The 22,807-nt window shown below is 67.7% G+C and carries 14 protein-coding genes; 8 read left to right on the top strand and 6 right to left on the bottom strand.

Annotated elements, in window-relative coordinates:
- Positions 1–61: 61 nt before the first annotated feature.
- The 6 genes from DPV79_RS36650 to DPV79_RS36625 all read right to left on the bottom strand — a co-directional run bounded on the left by DPV79_RS36650 (position 62) and on the right by DPV79_RS36625 (position 10,846).
- The gene (locus DPV79_RS36650; protein ID WP_021162093.1) at positions 62–1,111 is read right to left on the bottom strand and encodes a transglutaminase family protein; all 1,050 of its coding nucleotides are present in this window, start codon (positions 1,109–1,111) and stop codon (positions 62–64) included.
- Positions 1,105–3,711, bottom strand: coding sequence for a circularly permuted type 2 ATP-grasp protein (locus tag DPV79_RS36645; RefSeq protein ID WP_048026059.1), 2,607 nt, complete (start codon positions 3,709–3,711; stop codon positions 1,105–1,107). The genes DPV79_RS36650 and DPV79_RS36645 overlap by 7 nt, the downstream gene beginning before the upstream one ends.
- A 217-nt stretch (positions 3,712–3,928) precedes the next feature.
- Complete coding sequence (locus DPV79_RS36640; RefSeq protein WP_113047719.1) at positions 3,929–7,342, bottom strand: transglutaminase family protein; 3,414 nt, start codon at positions 7,340–7,342, stop codon at positions 3,929–3,931.
- A 96-nt stretch (positions 7,343–7,438) separates the two neighbouring features.
- A complete protein-coding gene (locus DPV79_RS36635; protein ID WP_113047718.1) occupies positions 7,439–8,416 on the bottom strand; it encodes a transglutaminase family protein in 978 nt (325 codons plus the stop codon).
- A gap of 8 nt (positions 8,417–8,424) precedes the next feature.
- Complete coding sequence (locus DPV79_RS36630; protein WP_021162096.1) at positions 8,425–9,366, bottom strand: alpha-E domain-containing protein; 942 nt, start codon at positions 9,364–9,366, stop codon at positions 8,425–8,427.
- A 64-nt stretch (positions 9,367–9,430) separates the two neighbouring features.
- On the bottom strand, positions 9,431–10,846 hold the full coding sequence (locus tag DPV79_RS36625) for a circularly permuted type 2 ATP-grasp protein (RefSeq protein WP_059683130.1): 1,416 nt from the start codon (positions 10,844–10,846) through the stop codon (positions 9,431–9,433).
- Positions 10,847–11,432: 586 nt separating this feature from the next.
- On the opposite strand from DPV79_RS36625, the gene DPV79_RS36615 reads away from it, so the two are divergent.
- The 8 genes from DPV79_RS36615 (at position 11,433) to glmS (ending at position 22,684) form a co-directional block, all read left to right on the top strand.
- A complete protein-coding gene (locus tag DPV79_RS36615) occupies positions 11,433–12,431 on the top strand; it encodes a LysR substrate-binding domain-containing protein (RefSeq protein ID WP_113047717.1) in 999 nt (332 codons plus the stop codon).
- Positions 12,432–13,158: 727 nt separating this feature from the next.
- Entirely contained in the window at positions 13,159–13,569 is a 411-nt protein-coding gene (locus DPV79_RS36610) for a hypothetical protein (protein WP_113047716.1), read from the top strand.
- A gap of 63 nt (positions 13,570–13,632) precedes the next feature.
- Positions 13,633–14,436: a hypothetical protein gene (locus tag DPV79_RS36605; RefSeq protein WP_113047715.1), complete on the top strand. Its 804-nt coding sequence runs from the start codon at positions 13,633–13,635 to the stop codon at positions 14,434–14,436.
- A gap of 105 nt (positions 14,437–14,541) precedes the next feature.
- Positions 14,542–16,896, top strand: a complete 2,355-nt coding sequence (gene pgaA, locus DPV79_RS36600) for a poly-beta-1,6 N-acetyl-D-glucosamine export porin PgaA (RefSeq protein ID WP_113047714.1) — start codon at positions 14,542–14,544, stop codon at positions 16,894–16,896.
- 15 nt (positions 16,897–16,911) lie between these two features.
- A complete protein-coding gene (gene pgaB, locus DPV79_RS36595; RefSeq protein ID WP_113047713.1) occupies positions 16,912–19,002 on the top strand; it encodes a poly-beta-1,6-N-acetyl-D-glucosamine N-deacetylase PgaB in 2,091 nt (696 codons plus the stop codon).
- Positions 18,999–20,270 carry a poly-beta-1,6-N-acetyl-D-glucosamine synthase gene (gene pgaC / locus DPV79_RS36590; RefSeq protein WP_113047712.1) on the top strand — a complete coding sequence of 424 codons (1,272 nt, stop codon included), beginning with the start codon at positions 18,999–19,001 and terminating at the stop codon, positions 20,268–20,270. Before pgaB ends, pgaC begins: the two co-directional genes overlap by 4 nt.
- The gene (locus tag DPV79_RS36585) at positions 20,248–20,736 is read left to right on the top strand and encodes a hypothetical protein (protein WP_059683115.1); all 489 of its coding nucleotides are present in this window, start codon (positions 20,248–20,250) and stop codon (positions 20,734–20,736) included. Before pgaC ends, DPV79_RS36585 begins: the two co-directional genes overlap by 23 nt.
- A 124-nt stretch (positions 20,737–20,860) precedes the next feature.
- Positions 20,861–22,684 (top strand): glutamine--fructose-6-phosphate transaminase (isomerizing), encoded by a 1,824-nt coding sequence (glmS, locus tag DPV79_RS36580; RefSeq protein WP_113047711.1) that lies wholly within the window; start codon positions 20,861–20,863, stop codon positions 22,682–22,684.
- Positions 22,685–22,807: the final 123 nt, after the last annotated feature.

Raw genomic sequence — 22,807 nt, 5'->3', positions numbered from 1 at the left:
GCGTGCAGTATTAACGAAGACTTAAGCCGCCATGCGCGCGGGCACGCGGCATCGGGCGACATTACGGCGTGTCGAGCGGCTCCACCGTCACACCGACCTTCAGCTCCTGATCCGCACCACCGCCGCGGATCACACCGCGCAGCGGCGTCACGTCCGCGTAGTCGCGGCCGATCGACAGCATCACGTAGTCGTCGCCCGGCGCGCGATCGTTGGTCGGATCGAGCTGCAGCCAGCCGTTGTCCTCGGGCCATGCCGGGTCGTACACCTCGACCCACGCATGCGACGCATCGGCGCCGATCAGCCGCGGCTGCCCGGGGGGCGGCTGCGTCAGCAGGTAGCCGCTCACGTAACGCGCGGCCAGCCCGAGCGAGCGCAGCGCGCCGATCATCACATGCGCGAAATCCTGGCACACGCCCTTGCGCAAGCGCAGCGCATCGAGCGCCGACGTCGTGATGTCGGTGCTGTTCGGCGTATAGGCGAAATCGGCATGCACGCGCCGCATCAGGTCCCAGGCAGCCTGCACGAGCGGCCGTTGCGGCGTGAAGCTCGCGGCCGCATACGCGGCGAGTTCGGCGTCGCACGCGACATGCGGCGACGTGAACACGAATTCGCTCGCGGCATCGTAAGGCTGCCCTGCGCGAAACCGCAGGCGGTCGCGCACGGCTTCCCACGCAGTCGCCTGTTTCGCGTCGGGATGCGCGATGGCGGGCGGTGGCGCGCCGCGCGCACCGCGCGACCACACGGGCGGCGTCACGCGTACCGTGCTGCGGCTGCGCACGAGCAGCGCGTCATGTGGCAGGTTCAACGCAAACGATGCGCGCGCGTTGCCGAATGCATCGATCTCGGTACAGACCGATTCCGGCGCGGGATCGATGTCGAGCGCGAACGACAGCACTTGCTGGCGCGGCGTCGCGAGCGGTTGCAGCCGTGCCTGGTGCTGCGCCGATTCGACGCGCGCCGCGTAACGGTATTCGGTGTCGTGCGTGACGCGCAGCAACCGGCCCGGCGCGACCTCGGCGGTCGTTGCTTTAGCGGCCGATGCCGATGCCGATGCGTTCCGTGCATCGCCGGAACCGGGTGGCGCTTTCCCCGCGCCCTTCGTCGTCACCATAACGTCCTGCCCGCCTCGCGTACGTGGCTGAAATAGCGCTCGCCGATCCGGTTCGACAGTTCCCAGACCGCCTTCGCCGTCGTGTCGAGCGCTTCGAGCAGCTTGCCGTGCCGGCCACCGTCGGTGGTTTCGCACAGCTCGTGCAGCGACCACGCGGGCACGTCCGGAACCGTCTCGGCCAGTTCGGACAGCGCATAACCTTCGCTGCGCTCGACCTTCGTCAGCCGGCCCCGCAGCGCCTGCACGACCCAGCCGAGCGAGCGCGGATTGTCGGTATCGAGCACGACGAGCGACAGCAGCGGCGCGACATCGAAGCCGCGCTGGAAACGCGAACGGAACGTGATCGTGCTGTCAAACAGCTCCAGCACAAGCTCGAAGCCGTCCTGCCGGTGCACCGCGCCTTCGTCGAACGCGCACTTCAGCACGCTGCACAGGAAGTCCAGCCGGTCGATCTGCCGGCCGATCGACAGCAGCCGCCAGCCGTCGTCGCGCGTCATGTTGTCGGTCTGCGCGCCCGTGATCGCGCCGAGCAGCAGGCCGAGGCGCTCCAGCAACTGCAGCGCGTCGTTGCCGATCTGCTCCTCGGCTTCCGGCTGGCCCGCGCTGTCCGCGAACAGCTGGGTCGCATCGTCGATCAGGCGCCACTGGTCGCTCGACAGGCGTTCGCGAATCGCGGCAGCCGCGCCACGCATCCCGAACAGGCACGACGCAATGCCCGACGTGCGATCCGCGCCGCGCGTGAGCGACGTCGCGAGCGCATGCTGGAACGCACGCGGCGCATCGACGGCGTTCGGTGCATCGGCCGCGATCAGGCCCGTGTCGCGGCACAGCGTGTCGAGCAGCTCCAGGTGCGCGGGGCTGTCGACGTCGTCCTCGCCGCGCAGCCGTTCGAGCGCCGCGCGCGCGAGCCGCATCAGGTTGGTCGCGCGCTCGGTGTAACGGCCCAGCCAGAACAGGTTCTCGGCCGCGCGGCTCGCGATCGCGCGCGGCCGTTCGACGAGGTCGTCGGGGCCGAGATGCGTCTGCAGCAGCGTCGTCGAATCGACAATGCCTTCGGTCATCACCCATGTATCGACGGTGCTGCCGCCGCGCGGCATCGGCGCATTGAACAGCGTGTCGCGCGTGCCGACCCGGGACAGCCCGCCCGGCAGGAGCCGCCAGCGCTGCGCACCGTCGGCGAGCGCGAAGACGCGCAGCAGCACCGGCTTCGGCACGATGCGCGCGCCGCCGTGGCCGTCGGGCGCGTCCTGACGCGGCCAGGTCGGCGCCTGCGACAGCGGCAGGTCGGCCTGCACCGTGTAGTGTTCGGGCCGCGCGAGGATCCGCGCGCGCCACTCGGCCAGCTGCGCCTGCGTGAGCCGCGCGCCGATCACCGGCTCGAGCGGGCCGCCGGGCTGCACCTCGGGTGGATAGGATGCCTTCACGATGGCGCGCGCGAGTTGCGGCAACGCGTCGTCGCACGCGGCCGCCTCGCCGCACCACCACGAATGCACGGCCGGCAGCGTCAGCGTTTCGCCGAGCAGCCCTTCCGCGAGACGCGGCATGAAGCCGAGCATCGCCGGCGATTCGAGGAAGCCCGAGCCCGGCGCGTTCGCGAGCAGCACGTTGCCCGCGCGCACGGCCTGCAGCAGCCCCGGCACGCCGAGCATCGAATCGGGCCGCAGCTCGAGCGGATCGAGCCAGGCGTCGTCGACACGCCGCAGGATGCCGTGCACGGGTTCGAGGCCGCTCAGCGTCTTCAGGAATACGCGGTTGTCTCGCGCGGTCAGGTCGCCGCCCTCGACGAGCGTGAGGCCGAGGTAACGCGCGAGATACGCGTGCTCGAAATACGTAGCGCTGTGCGGCCCCGGCGTCAGCAGCACGATCCGCGAGTTCTTGCGGGCCGGGCTGAGCGCCTGCATGCTCTGCAGCAGCGCGCGGTACGCGGACGCGAGCCGCTGCACGCGCAGCCCGCGAAACCCGCGCGGAAAGAGCCGCGACACGATCAGCCGGTTTTCGAGCAGGTAGCCGAGGCCGGCCGCGCCCTGCGTGTGCTGCGCGACGATCCGCCACTGCCCGTCCGGGCCACGCGCGAGATCGAACGCGACCACGTGCAGCCAGGTGTCGCCCGGCACGCTCGCGCCGCGCATCGCGCGCAGGTAGCCGGGGTGCCCGGTGACGAGCGCGGGCGGCAGCAGCCCGCGCTCGAGGATCGTCTGCGGCCCGTACAGGTCGGCCAGCGTCGCGTTGAGCAGCCGCACGCGCTGCAGCACGCCGCGCTCGATCGCGACCCAATCCTCGGGCGTGACGATCAGCGGCAGCAGGTCGAGCGACCACGGGCCGGCCGCGCCGTCGCCGGCACGCTGCTCGTGCAGCTGGTAGAACAGGCCGTTCTCGCGCATGCGCCGGTGCAGCGCGTCGGCGCGGCGATCGAGGTCGGCCACGCCGTCGCTGCCGATCGATGTGAAGAAACTGCGCCACGCGGGCGCGAGCGCAGGCGCGTTCAGGCCGGCCGCGCTGCCACGCAGTTCGTCGTAGCGGCCGGCGGCCGCCGGCGCCGCGAGCGCGGCGGCCAGTTCCGCGGCATCCGGCTGCGCGCCGGTATCGAAAAGCGTGGGCATCGCGTCGAGGGCGGCGAGATGGTCGATGTTTATGGGCGGCACGGTGTCGTTCCGTCTTCAGGGTGCAACCGGGCATGCGCACGGCCGCACCAGCGGCAGGCTGCTGCGGCGCGTGGCCGCGATCTGCCCGCATCCTAGCATTCCGGCGGGGCGGCCATCACCCCATTCGCCGGGAGACCGCCCACCGCGCCTCGTCGTCCGCCTCGTCATCGTCCGGTCACGGCCGCCGCAAATCGAGCGTGAACGGGAACTCGCGGCTCGGCGCGGCGGACGCGACCTCCATCCGCCCCGGCGTATGCCCCATCTCGACGAAGCGTGCGAGCCGGCGGCTCTCCGCTTCATAGGCATTGACCGGGAACGTCGCGTAGTTGCGTCCGCCCGGATGCGCGACGTGGTAGCGGCAACCGCCGAGCGAGCGCTGCAGCCACGTATCGACGATGTCGAACGTGAGCGGCGCGTGCACGCCGATGGTCGGATGCAGCGCAGACGGCGGCGACCACGCCTTGTAGCGCACGCCCGCGACGTATTCGCCGACGGTGCCGGTAGGCTGCAGCGGCAACGCGCGGCCGTTGACGGTCACGACGTGGCGGTTGTCGTTCAGCCCCGTCACGCGCACTTCGAGCCGTTCGACCGACGAATCGACGTAGCGCACCGTGCCGCCGGGCGCCCCCTCCTCGCCCATCACGTGCCACGGTTCCAGCGCGCCGCGCAGCGACAGCTGCATGCCGTTCACCGCGATCTGGCCGAACAGCGGGAAGCGGAATTCGAAGTGCGGCGCGAACCACGCCGGATCGAACGCGAAACCGGCGTCGCGCAGTTCGGCCAGCACGTCGTCGAAATCCATCTGAAGAAACTCGGGCAGCATGAAGCGGTCGTGCAGCGCGGTGCCCCAGCGCGTGAGCGGCGTCGTGTACGGCGCGGCCCAGAAACGCGCGACCAGCGCGCGCAGCAGCAATTGCTGCACGATGCTCATCCGCGCATGCGGCGGCATCTCGAACGCACGCAGTTCGAGCAGGCCGAGCCGGCCGGTCGACGAGTCGGGCGAATACAGCTTGTCGATACAGAATTCGCTGCGGTGCGTGTTGCCTGTCACGTCGATCAGCAGGTTGCGCAGCACGCGGTCGACCAGCCAAGGCGGCATGTCCTGCCCGAACAGCAGCTTGTTGCGCTGGATCTCGGCGAACGCGATGTCGAGCTCGTAGAGCTGGTCGTTGCGCGCCTCGTCGACGCGCGGCGCCTGGCTGGTCGGCCCGATGAACAGCCCGGAGAACAGGTAGGACAGCGACGGATGGTTGTGCCAGTACGCGATCAGGCTCGCGAGCAGGTCCGGGCGGCGCAGGAACGGGCTGTCGGCCGGCGTCGCGCCGCCGAGCACGAAGTGGTTGCCGCCGCCGGTGCCGACGTGGCGGCCGTCGACCATGAATTTCTCGCTGCACAGCCGCGACTGCCACGCGGCGTCGTACAGGAATTCGGTGTGGTCGACGAGCTCGTCGAAGTTGGCGGCCGGATGGATGTTCACCTCGATCACGCCGGGATCGGGCGTGACCTGCAGCAGCTTCAGCCGCGCGTCGCGCGGCGGCGGATAGCCTTCGAGCACGAGCTTCACGCCCAGCGCGTGCGCGGTCAGCTCGATCGCGCCGAGCAGGTCGAGATAATCCTCGAGCGCGGCAAGCGGCGGCATGAACAGGTACAGGATGCCGTTGCGCACTTCGACGCACAGCGCGGTACGCGTGATCCACGCGGCCGATTCGAAGCGCTCGGGTACGCGACCCGGGTCGCGCGCGGCAGGCCGACCGTTCCCGGCCGTACCGTCGTCGCGCCACTGCATCACGGTATGCGCGGACGCCTCGCGATGCACGCCGGACAGGTAGCGCGGCGCATCGGCGGGCCCCGCGTAGCGCGCGCGGATCGCGGCGGCTTCCGGCAGCGCGTCGCGCGGCGCGAACGGATCGCGCTCGACGAGATACGGATAGTCGGCACGGCTGGCCCACGGCAGCGAATCGAGCGGCAGCCGATAACCCATCGGCGAATCGCCGGGCACGAGGTACATCCGCTCGTCGCGGAAGAACCACGGCCCCGTCTGCCAGCGCGGCCCGTCGAGGCCCGGCGCCGTGTCCACGCGCTTGACCGGCAGCACGTAGCCGACCACGCTGTCGAGCTGCTGCTCGAACACCTTGCGCAGCCGCGCGCGTTCGAGCTCGTCGTCGAGGCGCGAGTCGAACGGGTCGACGTTGACCGGCAGCCGGCGCTCGCGCCACAGGTAGTACCAGACGTCCTCGTAGCCGGGCCGGATGAATTCGCCGGTCAGGTTCAGCCGCGCGGCCAGCGCATCGATGAAGCGCTTCGCGTCGTCGGTCGTATACGCGGACGGCTCGCGCTCGTCGGCGAACAGCGACGGGTCGTGCCACACGGGCTGGCCGTCGGCACGCCAGAAGATCGACAGCGCCCAGCGCGGCAGCTGCTCGCCCGGATACCACTTGCCCTGCCCGAAATGCAGGAAGCCGCCGTCGCCGTACTCGGCGCGCAGCCGCTGCACGAGTTCGGTCGCGTAACCGCGCTTGGTCGGGCCGAGCGCGTCGGTGTTCCACTCGGCACCGTCGCGATCGTCGATCGACACGAAGGTCGGCTCGCCGCCCTGGGTGAGCCGCACGTCGCCAGCCGCGAGTGCGCCGTCGACCTGCGAACCGAGCGTCAGCACGGCGTCCCATTGCGAATCCGTATACGGCTTCGTCACGCGCGGCGATTCGTACACGCGCGTCACGGTCATCTCGTGCTCGAACGACACCTCGCACTCGTCGATCAGCCCCTCGACCGGCGCGGCGCTCGTCGGCTGCGGCGTGCAGGCCAGCGGAATGTGGCCCTCGCCCGCGAGCAGGCCCGAGGTCGGGTCGAAGCCGATCCAGCCGGCGCCCGGCAGGTACACCTCGCACCATGCGTGGAGGTCGGTGAAGTCGACCGACGTGCCGCTCGGGCCGTCGAGCGACTTCACGTCGGGCGTGAGCTGGATCAGGTAGCCCGACACGAAACGCGCGGCGATGCCGAGATGGCGGCACAGCTGCACGAGCAGCCACGCGCTGTCGCGGCACGAGCCGGACGCCAGCTCGAGCGTCTGCTCGGGCGTCTGCACGCCCGGCTCCATCCGCACGAGATAACCGATGTCGCGTTGCAGCTCCTGGTTCAGCGCGACGAGGAAGTTCACGGTGCCGGCCGGCGTGCGATCGACGCCTTCGACGTACGCGCGGAACAGCGGCGCCGCGCTCGTCTGCGGGTCGCACACGAGATACGGCGCGAGTTCGGTCTTCAGCGCATCGTCATAGCTGAACGGGAATTGCTCCGCGCTCGCCTCCAGAAAGAAGTCGAACGGGTTGTACACCGACATCTCGGCGACGAGATCGATCGTGATCTCGAAGTGCTCGGTGCGCTCCGGAAACACGAGCCGCGCGAGATAGTTCGAGAACGGGTCCTGCTGCCAGTTGATGAAGTGCTGCGCGGGCTCGACCGTCATCGAATACGCGAGGATCGGCGTCCGGCAGTGCGGCGCGGGCCGCAGCCGCACGACCTGCGGGCCGAGGTTGACGAGCCGGTCGTAGCGATAGCGGGTGGTGTGATGCAGCGCGACGTGGATGGACATGGGAGCTCGGTTCGGGTTGGGCCGGCCGCGCGCCGCGTCGCGTTCAACGCGACGCGGCGGCCCGGCCTGGCGGATTCGGCGAAAGCGCGCGTCGGGTCAGACGAGCTCGGGTGTCTGCACGACGCTGATCTCCACGCCGACGGCCGTCGCGCCGAGCCCCGTCACCGGCTGCGCGTCGCGAAAGTCGAGGCCGACCGCGATGCGCACGTAGCGCTCGTCCGGGCAGCGATTCATGAACGGATCGAACCCGACCCAGCCGAGCCCTTCGACATAGGCCTCGGCCCACGCATGGCCGGCCGGCTGCTGCATCAGCCCGGCCGCTTGCGGCTGCGCACCGAGCGACGGCTGCGGCAGCCCCTGCGATTGCGCGGCGTGCGACGCGCCGAGCACCTGCTGCATGCCCTCGCCGCTCTGCAGCGCGAGCGCTTCTTCCGCCTCGTCGTCACCCAGGTTCTGCTTCGCGTCGGCGATGCGCTGCATCGCGCTGTCCGCCAGCACGTAGCCCGAGATATAGCGGGCGGGAATCTTCAGCACGCGTGCGGCCGCGATGAACGCATGCGCATGGTCTCGGCTCGTGCCCTCGCCGCTTTGCAGCGCGGTTTCCGCGTCGACGGGCGCGTCGGCGGCCAGGTTCGGCGCATACGCGATGCGGTCATGCACTTCCGTCATCAGCCAGTGCAATGCGTCGAGGCCGCGCGGGTCGATGGGCAGCGCTTCCGTGAGCTCGCGCACGGTGTCGCCGGCCTTCGTGAGCGCGGTCTCGCGCTCGAAGATCCACGGCGGCGCATAGCCTTCGGGATTGCCGAGAATGCCGGCGCGGTCCTGCGTCTCGACGACGCCGGCCGCGATGACGACGATCTCGGCCTTCGCGCCGCGCTCGTGCCGCACGAGGTCGATGCGGTTGCCGAGCCCGTCGGCATAGGACAGCGACGGCTCGACGCCGTCGATCGTGACCTGCCATGCGCGCACCGTCTGCCCGGGGCCTGATTGCGGGCGCAGCCGCAGCCGTTGCAGCGCATGGGTGGCTTGATCGTCGAACTGATAACGCGAGATGTGTCGAATGGCGAGTCGCATGGCAAGTCTCAGTCGAAGTTGTAAGCCTGGGCGATTTCGATCCCGAGGCTGTTGTTGCGGCCGATGAAGTCGGTCAGGAATTCGTGCAGGCCGCTCTTGAAGATCCGCTCGACCGACGTATCGGACAGCATCTGCAGGATCTTCGTGGCCGTGTCGTGACACGGGTGTGTCACGCCGTAATCCTTTGCGAGCAGGTTCAGGCTCGACACGACGCGCCCGTAGCAATAACGCAGCGAACGCGGCATGCGGCCGTTCAGGATCAGGTAGTCGGCGATGTTCATCGGCTTGTACTGCACGTCGTACACCCAGCGGTACGAACGGTGCGCGGCGACGCAGCGCAGGATCGTCTCCCACTGGTAGTTGTCGAGGATCGTGCCGACGTGCGACACCGACGGCAGCAGCAGGTGGTATTTCACGTCGATGATGCGCGCGGTGTTGTCGGCGCGCTCGACGAACGCGCCGATCTGCGCGAAATCGAAGATCTCGTTGCGCAGCATCGTGCTGTAGAAGCTGCCGAGGATCAGCGCGGTTTCGCGCTTCACCTGGTCGAGCACGGCCGGCAGCTCGCTTTCCGGCACCGGCTGCGCGAGCGCGCGGCGCAGCGCGAGCCAAGCGCCGTTCACGCTCTCCCATGCCTCGCGCGTAAGCGCCGTGCGCACCATCCGCGCATTCGAGCGCGCCGCCTCGATGCACGACAACACGCTCGACGGGTTGTCGCGGTCGCGCAGCAGGTAGTCGGTCACGGTATCGGCCGCATACGCGTCGTATTTCTGCCGGTAACCTTCATCCGTGCCCGAGCTGACGAGCACCGACGACCATTCGGCCGGCGCGTCGGACGTGCGCGTGAGCGCCATCCGCAGCCCGGCATCGACGATGCGCGCGATGTTCTCCGCGCGCTCGATATAGCGGTACATCCAGTAGAGACCGCTTGCAGTACGTCCCAGAAGCATCTCGTGTCCACTCCGTCTTCGTTCGGTTCGCGCGCCGGCTCCGGCGCGCGCAGTAGCATCCGGCTCAGTCGGCCAGCACCCAGGTGTCCTTGGTGCCGCCGCCCTGGCTCGAGTTGACGACGAGCGATCCCTCCTTCAGCGCGACCCGCGTGAGCCCGCCCGGGGTGATGCGGATCCGGTCCGACACCAGCACGAACGGCCGCAGGTCGACGTGGCGCGGCGCCAGGCCGGCGTCGGTCAGGATCGGCGTCGTGGACAGCGCGAGCGTCGGTTGCGCGATGTAGTTCGCGGGGCGCGCGCGCAGCTTCGCGGCGAACGCCTCGAGCTCGGCCTTCGACGCGCACGGCCCGACCAGCATCCCGTAGCCGCCCGAGCCGTGCACTTCCTTCACGACCAGTTCGTCGAGATGGTCGAGCACGTACTTCAGGCTGTCGGCCTCGCCGCAGCGCCAGGTCGGCACGTTCTCCAGCAGCGCCTTGCGGCCCGTGTAGAACTCGACGATCTCCGGCATGTACGAGTAGATCGCCTTGTCGTCGGCGATGCCCGTGCCGGGCGCGTTCGCGATCGTGATGTTGCCCGCGCGGTAGACGTCCATGATCCCCGCGACGCCGAGCACCGAATCGGGGCGGAACGTGAGCGGATCGAGGAACGCGTCGTCGACGCGGCGGTACAGCACGTCGATCGGCTGGAAACCTTCGGTCGTGCGCATCGCGACGCGGCCGTCGATCACCTGCAGGTCGCTGCCTTCGACGAGATGCACGCCCATCTGGTCGGCGAGGAACGAATGTTCGTAGTACGCGGAGTTGTGGATGCCCGGCGTGAGCACGGCGACGGTCGGGTTGTCGGCGTTGCCGCCCGGCGGGCATACGGCCGCGAGCGACTGGCGCAGCATCTGCGGATAGGTTTCGACCGGGCGCACCTTCACCTGCTGGAACAGCTCCGGGAAGAGCTGCATCATCGTCTCGCGGTTTTCCAGCATGTACGACACGCCGGACGGCGTGCGCGCGTTGTCTTCCAGCACGTAGAACTCGTTTTCGCCGGTGCGCACGATGTCGACGCCGATGATGTGCGTGTAAACGTTGCCGGGGGGCCGGAAGTCGATCATCTCCGGGATGAACGCTTCGTTGTGCGCGATCAGGTGCTTCGGCACGATACCGGCGCGCACGATTTCCTGACGATGGTAGATGTCGTCGAGGAAGGCGTTGAGCGCCATCACGCGCTGCTCGATGCCGAGCGACAGCCGGCTCCATTCCGTGCCCGAGATGATGCGCGGGACGATGTCGAACGGAATCAGCCGCTCGGCGGCCTCCGCGTCGCCGTAGACGGCGAACGTGATGCCCGTCTTGCGGAACACGCCTTCCGCGTCGTGGGCTTTCTGGGCGAGGCTCGCGGGATTCTGCGTGTCGAGCCACTGCTTCAGGCGCGCGTAAGGCGCCCTTACCATGTCGCCGGATTGCAGCATTTCATCGAATGGCTTCATCGATCTTTTTCTCCATCGATCGTTTCCCCGGCATTGCGCATGCCGGACCGGCGTAACGACTGCGTTGCAAGGAACGTGCCTTGCGGGCTCCCTCGATAATCCCCCCTTTTTGCGCCGTGCCAGGCACGCCCGGCCGACATTGCGCACCACGGTGGTGCAGCGCCCGGCGCGACGTGCGACGACGGTGCGTCGCAGGCGCGCACGGCCGATGCTGCGCCGCGACTTCCGAACATAGTTCCCCCGCGTGTCACGAATGTGCAATCTGCACTGCACAAAAAACGGCGCGACCCGGCACCGGGCCGCCACAATGGAGGCGGGCCGGCACGCACACGGCGCAACCGGCCCTGGGGGGAAGTACCGTCTGCGGCGCGCCGGCAGTTCGATGCTGTGAACTGTCCGGTTAGCCGGATCCGGCACCTCAACGCTATGCAGCCGTAATCCCGCCGACAACGCCCATGCATATTTCGACTGACACCGATCGAAAAAAAACATCGGGCCGACCCACGCGAGGCGCGGTACGCTAGAAAATTGGTGCAGCACGGGGTGCCGCCCTTCAGGCGCCCGACTATAAAAAGCGAAGATCGAAATGGAAGCAAAGTGGCTGGAAGATTTCCTGAGCCTTGCGGATACCAAGAGTTTTTCCCGGGCCGCACGTCACCGGCACCTCACGCAGTCGGCATTCAGCAGACGAATTGCCGCACTCGAAACCTGGATGGACGCGAAGCTGGTCGACCGGAGCATCAACCCGATCACGCTGACGCCGGCCGGCCAGATGTTCCGCGGGCTCGCCGCGGACATCCTGCGCAGCATGTATGCGGCGCGCAATCTCGTGAACGGCTACGACCAGTTCGCGGCCAGCGATCAGGTCGTGCGTTTCGCGGTCGCGCATACGCTCGTCTTCACGCTGTTCCCCGAATGGCTCAAGCAGCTCAACGGCGAAGTCGGCCACGTGACCGCGCGCGTGAACGCGGTGAACGTGCCGGAAGGCGTGCAGCAGCTCGTCGAAGGTGAATGCGACCTGCTGCTCGGCTATCACCATCCGCAGTTGCCGATCGTGCTCGACCCGAACCACTTCCCGTTCGTCAGCCTCGGCGTCGAACGGATCCTGCCCGTATCGACGCCCGATGCGCGCGGCAAGCCCGTGTTCCAGCTGCCGGGCACACCCGACGCACCGCTGCCGCTGCTCGCGTATTCGTCGGGCGCGTTCCTCGGCAACATCGTCGAGATGCTGCTGCTGAACGCAACCGAACCGTACGTGGTGCACCGGTGCTTCGAGACGCACATGTCCGAGGCGTTGAAGGGCATGGTCGTGGCCGGGCACGGGATCGGCTGGCTGCCGGAAAGCTGTGTTGCGAAGGAGCTCGCGGAAGGCACGCTCGTATGCGCGGGTTCCGGCGACTGGATCACCGAACTCGAGATCCGCCTGTATCGGTCGGCCCGCAAGCGCGGGCTCGCGGCCGAGCAACTGTGGACATACATCATGAACCGGCCGCGCGCAGCGGTCGAAGGTGCCGTCGCCGCGGACGAACAGGCATCCGCGCCGGCGACGCGGATCGCGCGGCGCAGCGCGGGCGCCGGCCGCTGATCTTCGCGATGGTGATTGCGTTCGCGTTCGCGTCGTGTCCGGCGACGACGCGAACGCAACCGCGAATTTCAACCACGCGGTGCGCGCATGTATCCGCGTCGCTTCCCGTCGAACGCGACCCGCTTTTCCAATAGCAAACTGCGATCCCGCCGCCGCCCGAAAAATAACGCGACAGACCGGTAATCGTTATCAGTGGAATCGCAAACGTTTGCAATTCACGACTTGATTTTTTTACATCCGGCACGATGCCCGGATATATTCCGTCTTATTATCAGGACAGAAATAACCTGTTACAGAACTAATTAAAAGTTTCGATTCAGCCGCAACAATCTAAAATACCAGCAGCGTCACGCCGCCCTTTTATTTCGCTCGACCTGTACCCGAATCGACCTCGATTCGCCGCAAACACAGCCGCAAACATTTCTTTTATCAGTCGTTATTTTTCGGCACGAATGTCGATACAACAGACGTGATTCAATGCGTGCTGGATCATCGCTACCGAATAGCAATATTCATATTCGGCAATATCGACTTTCCTCAGTATTAAGAGAGTCAAACAAATCCGTCCTTATCCTATGTAAATAGGATAATTCACCGCCGCCCCATTCGGGCCACACGCGATTGTTGGTTCGTAATCCATCGTGTATCAATAGCGTGTCGCAAAAAGAACGCTGGCAGATTTGACTCGAAATAAATACTCGTCATTGATTCCGGAACGGAGGTTGCAATGCCTTCCTCGATTCGACAGCACGCTCGCCCTTTCCTGAGTGCCGCCCTCTCCGCGCTCTGCATGAATGCAACGGCCCAGACGCCTGCGTCGGGTCCGGGCGACGGACGCTACGTGATCTCGTATATCTGCGGCGACGCGCAGATCGACGGCACGGCGCCGCTGCCTCCCGACGGCCGGCCGTACAACCTGGGCGTGTCGTTTGCTTCGGCCGGCACCGGGCAGCCGCTTGCGAATGTGCAGGTGCGCCTGCGGCGCCACGGGCGCGTGCTCGTCGAATTCAACGCGTCCGGGTCGCGCTGCCTGTTCAGCGTGCCCGACGCCAGTTACCGGATCGAGGGGACGTACCGGGGAGCCACCCAGTTCGCGATCGTGGAAACGGGGGCACTCACCACGCAGTTGCGATGGTAAGTCCCGCCTGACCCCGCCCCGATCACGCCATTCACCGCCGCGCATCGAATCGAGGAGCATTGCATGCTTCCTGCCGAACGACCGGACCGCTCGCCCGCCCCCCAGCCGAAACCCTCCTGGGGCCCGGGAAAGAATGCAGCACTCAGCTTCGTCGCGTTTGCCACGATCTTCGGCCTCTTCGCGTATGCCGAACGAGACACGACAGTCGGCCACCCGAGCGTGGCGCACGACATTTCCGGCGCAATCGGAACCGCGGTCGGGAAGTATCGCAACGCGATCGTGACCCTGGCCTCCCGCGCGAGCGCGTCGTCCGGCACATCCGTCGCGCCCGTGCCGGCGTCGACACGCGCGCAGGCCACACCGCCCGCGCCGCGATGGCGGGCAGCGTCGGCGTCGGCGTCGGCAGCACCCTCGATATCGAGCGTGCCGCCCGCCACGCTCGCGGTCGCACCGGAAACCGCGCTGCGCCCCGCTTCCCGCGCCGTCGCGACGCACCGGCGGCCGTCGCATGCGCCACCCGTGACACTCGCGGCCGGTACGCAGCAGGCAACCGCCTCCGGTCGCGCCGCCACGCGGCACGGCGTCACGCATCGGCCGCCGCATGCGGACACGCTGGCAGGCACGGACAAGCGGATGGACTTCGCGCCCAAACCCCGGACGTACCGCACCGCCCCCACGCGCATGCAGACGGCGAGTGTCACGCACGCGGAGCTGGAAAGCGCGCGTGCGCTGGCGAAGGCGCGCTCGTGCGCGGTGATCGACGAATGGAACTGTGTCGAGCAAAACGCGAGCCGGGCGCTCGCGATCGACCCGACGAACAGCGAATCGCGTGCGTTGCTCGGCCAGGCGATCCGTAACCGGCTGTGAGCCGGCGCCGCATTGCCGGGCACGCGCAGCCCGGCCGCGCGACACGCGACGACGTGCGTCGTCACGCGTGTCACCGATGTGATCGTTTCGAAAGGAGGACACCTCGTGGCCAACAATCATCAACAATCCTGCACGGCCGTCGCTCCGTCCAACCGGCGGATCCTCCTGCATGCGCCGCTGGTATTGCTGCTCGTCGCGTCCGGCCCCTGCTTCTCCGCCGAAGGCGATACGGAGTCGGGCCGCATCAGTGAAATCGCCGGGTCCGCCGGCGCACCGGATCGGGGGCCGCCCGACGCGTCGGCACAGGGTTCGCCCGCGCCGGATGCGCAACCGCCGAATGCGCGGACGCTGATCGCGCAGGCATCGAGTGCGCAGATGCCCGACGCGTCAACGCCTGCCGCTTCACAGCCCGATCCGCAGCCCGGTTCGCAAACGCCCGGGGCGCCGACGTCGAGCCCGTCGACACCCGGCATGCCGGCGCAGAATGCACAGGCCCCCGACGCGCAGCCGCCCGCCTCCCAGGTACCCGAAGCCCAGGCGCCGAACGCGCAGATACCCGACCTCCGCACCGCCGATCCGGCCACGGTCCGCAACGACGTGTTCGGTCTCGCGTCGAGCGGCGGCGCGGTCAAGGCGCTGGAGGAAGCGAAAGCGCGCCCCGACGTGTTCTCCGCGGTCGATCTCGCGCGGCTCGAGGAACTGTCGATCCGCCAGCAGGTGCGCGGCGGACGCGACAAGTCGCGCTCGATGACGAGCCCCGACCGCTTCGACGGGATCGACAGCGCGCTCGCCGCCGCGAACGACCTCGACAAGCGGATGCCGTCCACGCCCGAGTATTCGCCGGTCAGGACGGCGCTCGCCGGCGACCGGACGGTAGCGCTGGCGGCACGCGGCGAGATGAAGCAGGCCGTCGCGACGTTCGAGACGATTCCGCCGGACGCGGAGATCTCGATCGACGCACTGGCGGCCGTCGGCGATGCGTACCTGTACCTGAGCGAACCGGGCAAGGCCAACGCGGTATACCAGCGCGCGCTGAAGCAGGCGACCGCGCCGCAGGCCGACATCGCGACGCGCGGCTTCCAGTACGGCGCACGCACGCGCCCGATCGAATTGCGCGAGGGGCTGTTCTGGTCGTACGTCGACCAGGGACGCGCGGCCGATGCGAACCAGGTGCTCGAGGACATGGGCAAATCGCTGCCGCCGGCCAAGGACGTGCGCACCTGGGGGCCGGAAAACGACGACTACCTGCGCTACTACCGGCTGCGCGCGCAATACCTGATCTATACGGGCCGGGTGGACGAAGGGATCGCCTCGCTGGAAAAGCTCGAGAAGGAAGTGCCGTTCAACGCGGAAGTCCGCGCCGCGCACGCCGACGCCGTCTCGGGCCAGTCGCATCCGCGCCAGGCGATCGCGATGTATCGTGCGTCGCTGACCGACCACCCGGACAGCGTCGAGATGCTCGCGGGGCTCGGCCGCGCATCGCTTACGGCGGACGATTACGCGAGCGCGAGGAACGTCGACCAGACCCTGGGCAACACGTTCCCGGACAGCGGCGCCGTGCGCGGGTTCAAGCGCGACTACAAGGCGTACCGCAGCCCCGTGTTCACGACCGACCTGAGCTTCGAGCACGGCAACAGCGCACTGGCCGACAACAGCTTCACGTCGGACAGCTATGTGTATTCCCAACCGTTCGGCGACAACTGGCGTGTCTTCTCGCATACGTTCTTCGGCCATGCCCAGACCGACGGCGGCAGCGTCAGCCGCACGCGCACGGGCGTCGGCGGCGACTACCGGCACGGGCCGCTCACCGTGCTGGGCGAAGTCACGCGCTCGTTCGGCTCGGACGGCCGAACCGGCGGCCGCGGGTCGATCGCGTACGCGCTGAACGACTACTGGACGGTCGGCGCCGGGCTCGACACCAACGACAACTCGCTGCCGTGGAAGGCGTATGCCGCGCACATCTGGGGCCGCTCCGCGAACGTCTCGATCGTGTATCGGCAGAGCGACCGCCGCGAAGTCAAGCTGAGCTACGGCGTGAGCCGCTACAGCGATTCGAACCTGCACCAGGAGATTTCCGCGACGGGCACGCAGCGCGTGTACACGTCCGCGAACCAGCTCGTCAACGTGTCGCTGGACCTCGGCACCGACAGCAACACGCGCCAGGACGCCCCCTACTTCAACCCGGGCCGCGACTATGCGGCCGCGGCGACCGTCATGCACCAGCTGACGCTGTGGAAGAAGGGCGACATGTCGCTGCAGCAGCGCCTGTCGGCGTCAGGCGGTGTGTACAACGAGCGCGGCTTCGGCACGAGCCCGCTGTGGACCGCGCGCCTCGAGCACGCGTGGACGTTCAAGCACGACATCACGCTGACCTACGGCGTCGAAATCAGCAGTCATGCGTACGACGGCCAGCGCGAGCGCTCCGAAACCGGCTTCCTGTCGGTCAACCTGCCGTTCTAGCAAGGAGATCGCACAATGCAATCCAGACGGACCTTCATGTGCGGATGCCTCGGTACGTTTGCGGCCTGTTCGTTGTTCCCCGGCGTGGCGAACGCCAGGATGATCGACCTGCTGCCGCCGTCCGATCCGGTCGACGGCAAGACGTTCCGCGTGATCTGCCTGCATGACGTGCGCGACAACCTGCTCGCGACGTTCTCGTCGTCGACGATGGTCGATCCGTACGCGGTCGACACCGGCACGCTGACGGCCATCTTCTCGTGGCTGCAGACCAACAACTATCACACCATCACGGTCAAGCAGATCGAAGCGTCGCGGCACGGCGGCAAGCCGCTGCCGCCGCGCGCGGTGTTGCTCACGTTCGACGACGGCTACAGCAGCCACTACACGAAAGTCCTGCCGCTGCTCGAGCGCTTCAAGTATCCGGCCGTGATGGGCATCGTCACCGCCTGGATCGACGCGCCGCTGGATACGCCGATCAGGATCAGCGACAAGATCCAGATGCCGCGCGACTACTTCATGACGTGGGACCAGGTGAAGAAGGTCGGCCAGTCGGAATTCGTTGAGCTCGGCTGCCACACGCACAACCTTCATCACGGCGCGGTCGCGAATCCGCAAGGCAACGAATTGCCGGCGACCACGTCGCACCTCTACCTGCAGGACCAGAAACGCTATGAAACCGACGCCGAATTCGAAGCGCGCGTGCACGACGACCTGCAGACGTGCGTGCGGCAGATCCGTGAACGCACCGGCATCGTCGCACGCTCGATGGTCTGGCCATACGGCGCGGAAAACCAGCCCGTGCGCAAGATCTCGACGTCGCTCGGCATGGACGTCCAGTTCAGCCTCGATGCCGGCCCGAATACGCCGGACGTGCCGCTCGACCGGTTGCGGCGGATCCTGATGATGTACGACGTCGACATCGGCGGGTTCGAGCGGTCGATGCGCGAGCCGGCCTCCAACCGCGGCGACGTCGACATTCCCGAGCGCGTCGTGCAGGTCGATCTCGACCAGGTCTACGATCCCGATCCGGCGCGCCAGGAAGCGAATCTCGGCAAGCTGATCGAGCGCATCTACCGGATGCAGCCGAAATCGGTGTACCTGCAGGCATTCGCCGACCCGAAGGGCACGGGTGTCGCGGAATCGCTGTATTTCCCGAACCGGCACCTGCCGATGCGCGGCGACCTGTTCTCGCGCGCCGCCTGGCAGCTCAGCACGCGCTCGAACGTGCAGGTGTATGCGTGGATGCCGGTGCTCGCGTTCCGGCCGCGGGCGGACCAGCATCGCGGCCTCGAGGCCGTCAGCGCCTACGGCGGCGCGCCGGCGCGCGAGAACGGCTCGCGCGTGTACCGCCTGAGCCCGTTCGACCCCGAAGCGCGGCTGTTCATCGAGCAGATCTACGAGGATCTCGGCAAGTACGCGTCGTTCAGCGGCATCCTGTTCAGCGACGACGCCGTGCTCGACGATTACGAGGACGCCGGCCGGCACGCGCTGAGCACGTATGCGCAATGGGGCCTGCCGGCCGACATCGGCAAGATCCGCGCGACACCCGACCTGATGAAGCGCTGGACGCGGCAGAAAAGCCGCTACCTGATCGACCTGACGCGCCAGCTGGAACAGATCGTGCTCGCGAACCAGAACGCCGGCGACGTGCTGACGGCGCGCAACATCTTCGCGCTGCCGGTGCTGAAGCCGGAATCGGAAGCGTGGTTCGCGCAGAACTACGACGATTTCCTCGCCACCTACGACTTCGTCGCGCTGATGGCGATGCCGTACATGGAACAGGCGCAGGACCCCGAGCGCTGGATGGACCAGCTCGTCGACGCCGTCCGCGCGAAACAGCTCGGCACCAGGCGCACCGTGTTCGAACTGCAGTCGTACGACTGGCACGCGCACGAGGACATCGGCGGCATCGCGCTGCTCGCGCAGATGCGGCGCCTGCGCAGCAAGGGCGCGGTGAACTTCGGCTACTACCCGGACAACTTCCTGAACAACCAGCCGGATCTCGACACGATGCGCGACGTGATGTCGCTGAAGTCGCGCCTCGATCCGACCTCGATCAACGCGCTGATGCAGATGCAGAAGACACAGGGGACGAAGACGCCATGACCAGCCACAGCATCATCCAGCGCCTGCAGGATTTCGTCTTCTACTACCCGTTCTTCATGTCGTATCTGTGGATGATCGGCGGTGTCGTCCATTACTTCCTGCTCGAGGAAGGGCGCGTGCTGTCGACGCGCACGATCGCGGCGAGCGGCATCCCGAAGATCTCGATCGTCGTGCCCTGCTTCAACGAAGCCGCGAACGCGCACAGCGTGATCCGACACCTGGACGGGATGCAGTATCCGAACTACGACATCATCGCGGTCAACGACGGCAGCCGGGATCGCACCGGCGAGATCCTCAACGAGCTGGCCGTCGAGATCCCGCGGCTGCTCGTGATCCATCACGCGCGCAACGAAGGCAAGGCGGTCGGGCTCACGACCGCGGCCGCGGTATCGAACGCGGAATACCTGCTGTGCATCGACGGCGATTCGCTACTCGCGCACGATGCGATCGGCTGGATGCTCGAGCACTTCCTGACCGACCCGGGCGTCGGCGCCGTGACCGGCAACCCGCGCATCCGCACGCGCACGTCGCTGCTCGGCCGCATGCAGGTCGGCGAATTCTCGTCGATCGTCGGGCTGATCAAGCGCACGCAGCAGGTGTACGGCCGCATCTTCACGGTGTCGGGCGTCGTCACGATGTTCCGCAAGACCGCGCTCGCCGACGTCGGCTACTGGAGCTCGGACATGCTGACCGAGGACATCGACATCAGCTGGAAGCTGCAATGCCGCGACTGGCGCGTCGTATACGAGCCGCACGCGCTCAGCTGGATCCTGATGCCCGAGACGCTGATGGGGCTCTACCGGCAGCGGCTGCGCTGGTCGAAAGGCGGCATCCAGGTGCTGCTGAAATACGCGGGCACGCTCGCGCGGCCGACGCAGATGATGATGTGGCCGCTGTTCGCCGAGTACCTGATCGGCATCGCGTGGGCCTATTCGATGTCGTTCATCCTGCTGCTCGCGCTGGTGAACGTCGTCCATCCGCTGCCGCTGAGCTGGCACGTATCGGTCGTGCCGCACTGGCACGGGATGTTGCTGGTTGCGACCTGCATCCTGCAACTGATCATCGGCAGCATGATCGATCGTCAGTATGACGAAAAACTCCTGATGTACTTCCTGGACACCATCTGGTACCCCGTTGCTTTCTGGCTGATCAGCATGATCACTACCGTCGTCGCCCTGCCGGCCGTCGTGCTGCGGCGCCGCGGCAAGCGGGCCGTGTGGGTCAGCCCCGACCGAGGCATTCAACATGAAGAACGCGCCGATTATTGACCTCTCCCTGCGCACGCCGCGCGAAATGATCGCCGAACGCGGCCGCGTCGCCGGGCTCGCGCAGGTCGTCTGGTTCCGTCTCGTGCGGCCCGCGCTGGTGGGCGCCGTATGGGCGTCGATCTGCATCTATACGTATCGCTACCTGCTGCCGTTCAACCCGGCCGAGATGCCGATCGAACAGATGGTGTTCTACGCGACCAGCATCGCGATCATCGCGGGCACCATCGTCATGTGGCTGATCGCCGGGCGCGTCGTGCATCCGCTGGCCTTCCGGCTGCGCGTGTCGAAGATGCTGCGGCGTTCGGCCAGCGCAAAGGTGCGCTCGGTGCCGCCGACCGTGCTGGCCAGCGCCCGTCGGCGCGGCGCGCGCCGCACGACGCGCATTCTCGTCGCGTCGCACGACGCGAACGGCTCGATTTCAGGCATCGAATGGGTCGCCCACGCGGGGCCGCCGCCCCGCGAGTAGGTCAGCGGAGCCGCGCCGCGCACGGGACCGCATCGGTGCCGCGCGGCGCCACTCCTGAAGCCGCACTGCCGCGCTGTGCCGGCAGGCCGGCAACCTTTTGCTGTTTTTGCGGACGAGGTGAATCATGTGCGGAATCGTCGGAGCAAGCGGCCTGAACAATCAGGTGCCGCAACTGGTCAATGCGCTGAGCCGGCTCGAGTATCGCGGCTACGATTCGTGCGGCATCGCCGTGCAGGACGACGGCCGCCTGCGCAGCGAGCGCACGCTGCGGCGCGTGACCGACCTGCAGGCCCGCGTGCTGACGCTGGGCCTCGAGGCGCAGACCTGCATCGCGCATACGCGCTGGGCGACACACGGCGCACCGTCGGAAATGAACGCGCATCCGATCATGTCCGGCGACACGATCGCGGTCGTGCACAACGGCATCATCGAGAACCACGACGCGCTGCGCGCGGAGCTGCGCGAGCGCGGCTACACGTTTCGCGGCCAGACCGACACCGAGGTGATCGCGCACCTGATCCACAGCCTCTATCGCGACGACCTGTTCGACGCGGTCGTGCGCGCGGTGAAGCGCCTGCACGGCGCATACGCGATCGCCGTGCTCAGCGCGCGCGAGCCGCAGCGCCTCGTCGCCGCGCGCGCGGGCTCGCCGCTCGTGATCGGCATCGGTGCCGAACAGAACTACCTCGCGTCGGATTGCGCGGCGCTCGGCGACCTGACCGACCGCTTCGTTTACCTGGAGGACGGCGACGTCGCGCTGATCACGCCGGAGCGCATCGCCGTGGTCGACTCGGGCGGGCACGACGCCCAGCGCCCGCTGTGCCAGGTGAAGGCGCGCGAAGGCGACGCCGCGCTCGGCCCGTACCAGCACTTCATGCAGAAGGAGATCTTCGAGCAGCCGAAGGCGATCGACAACACGCTCGACGGCATCGACACGATCTCGCCGGCGCTGTTCGACGCGACCGACGGCGCACGCGCGCGACTGTCGAGAGTCAGGAGCGTGCTGCTGCTCGGCTGCGGCACCAGCTACTACGCGGGCCTGACCGCGAAATACTGGCTCGAGTCGATCGCGGGCGTGCCTGCCCAGGTCGAGATCGCCAGCGAGTTCCGCTACCGCGACACGGTGGCCGATCCGCGCACGCTCGTCGTCGGCATTTCGCAATCGGGCGAAACCGCCGACACGATCGGCGCGATCGAGCGTGCGCGCGACATGGGCCAGGAACTGTCGATGGCGATCTGCAACGTGGCGACCAGCACGATCGCGCGCAACGCGCCGCTGCGGTTCCTGACACGGGCCGGCATCGAGCTCGGCGTCGCGTCGACCAAGGCGTTCACGACGCAGCTCGTCGCGCTGTTCGTGCTGACGCTGACGCTCGCGCAGCTGCGCGGCCGGCTCGACGCGGCGCAGGTCGCGCTGCACCTGAAGCAGTTGCGTGCGCTGCCCGAGCGCATCGGCCACGCGCTCGCGCTCGAAACGCAGATCATGGGCTGGGCCGCGAAGTTCGCGCGTACCGAAAACGCGCTGTTCCTCGGGCGCGGCATTCATTTTCCGATCGCGCTGGAAGGCGCACTGAAGCTCAAGGAGGTGTCGTACATCCACGCCGAAGGCTACGCGGCCGGCGAACTGAAGCACGGCCCGCTCGCGCTCGTCACGAGCGCGATGCCGGTCGTCACGATCGCGCCGGACGACCGCCTGTTCCAGAAGCTGAAGTCCAACATGGCCGAGGTGCGCGCGCGCGGCGGGCGGCTCTACGTGCTGGCGGGCAGCGCACTCGACATCGACGCCGACCGCGACACGCACCTGATCCGCGTGCGCGAATCGAGCGACCTGCTGTCGCCGATCGTCAACGTGATCCCGCTGCAACTGCTCGCGTATCACGTCGGCTGCGCGCGCGGCGCCGACGTCGACAAGCCGCGCAACCTCGCGAAATCGGTGACCGTCGAATGAGGTGGCGAGCGCGCCCGGCGCAGGCGGTCGCGCGGTGCGTCGCGGCCGCGCTGTGCGGCGCAAACTGCATCGTCACGGCGCCGCCGGCCGTCGCCGCCACGCCGGCCGTGCATACGGTCGCCG

The organism is Burkholderia reimsis, from assembly GCF_003294055.1.
Classification (GTDB): domain Bacteria; phylum Pseudomonadota; class Gammaproteobacteria; order Burkholderiales; family Burkholderiaceae; genus Burkholderia; species Burkholderia cepacia.
The sequence above is the reverse complement of the archived record's forward strand: the minus strand, read 5'-3'. Positions and strand labels throughout refer to the sequence as shown.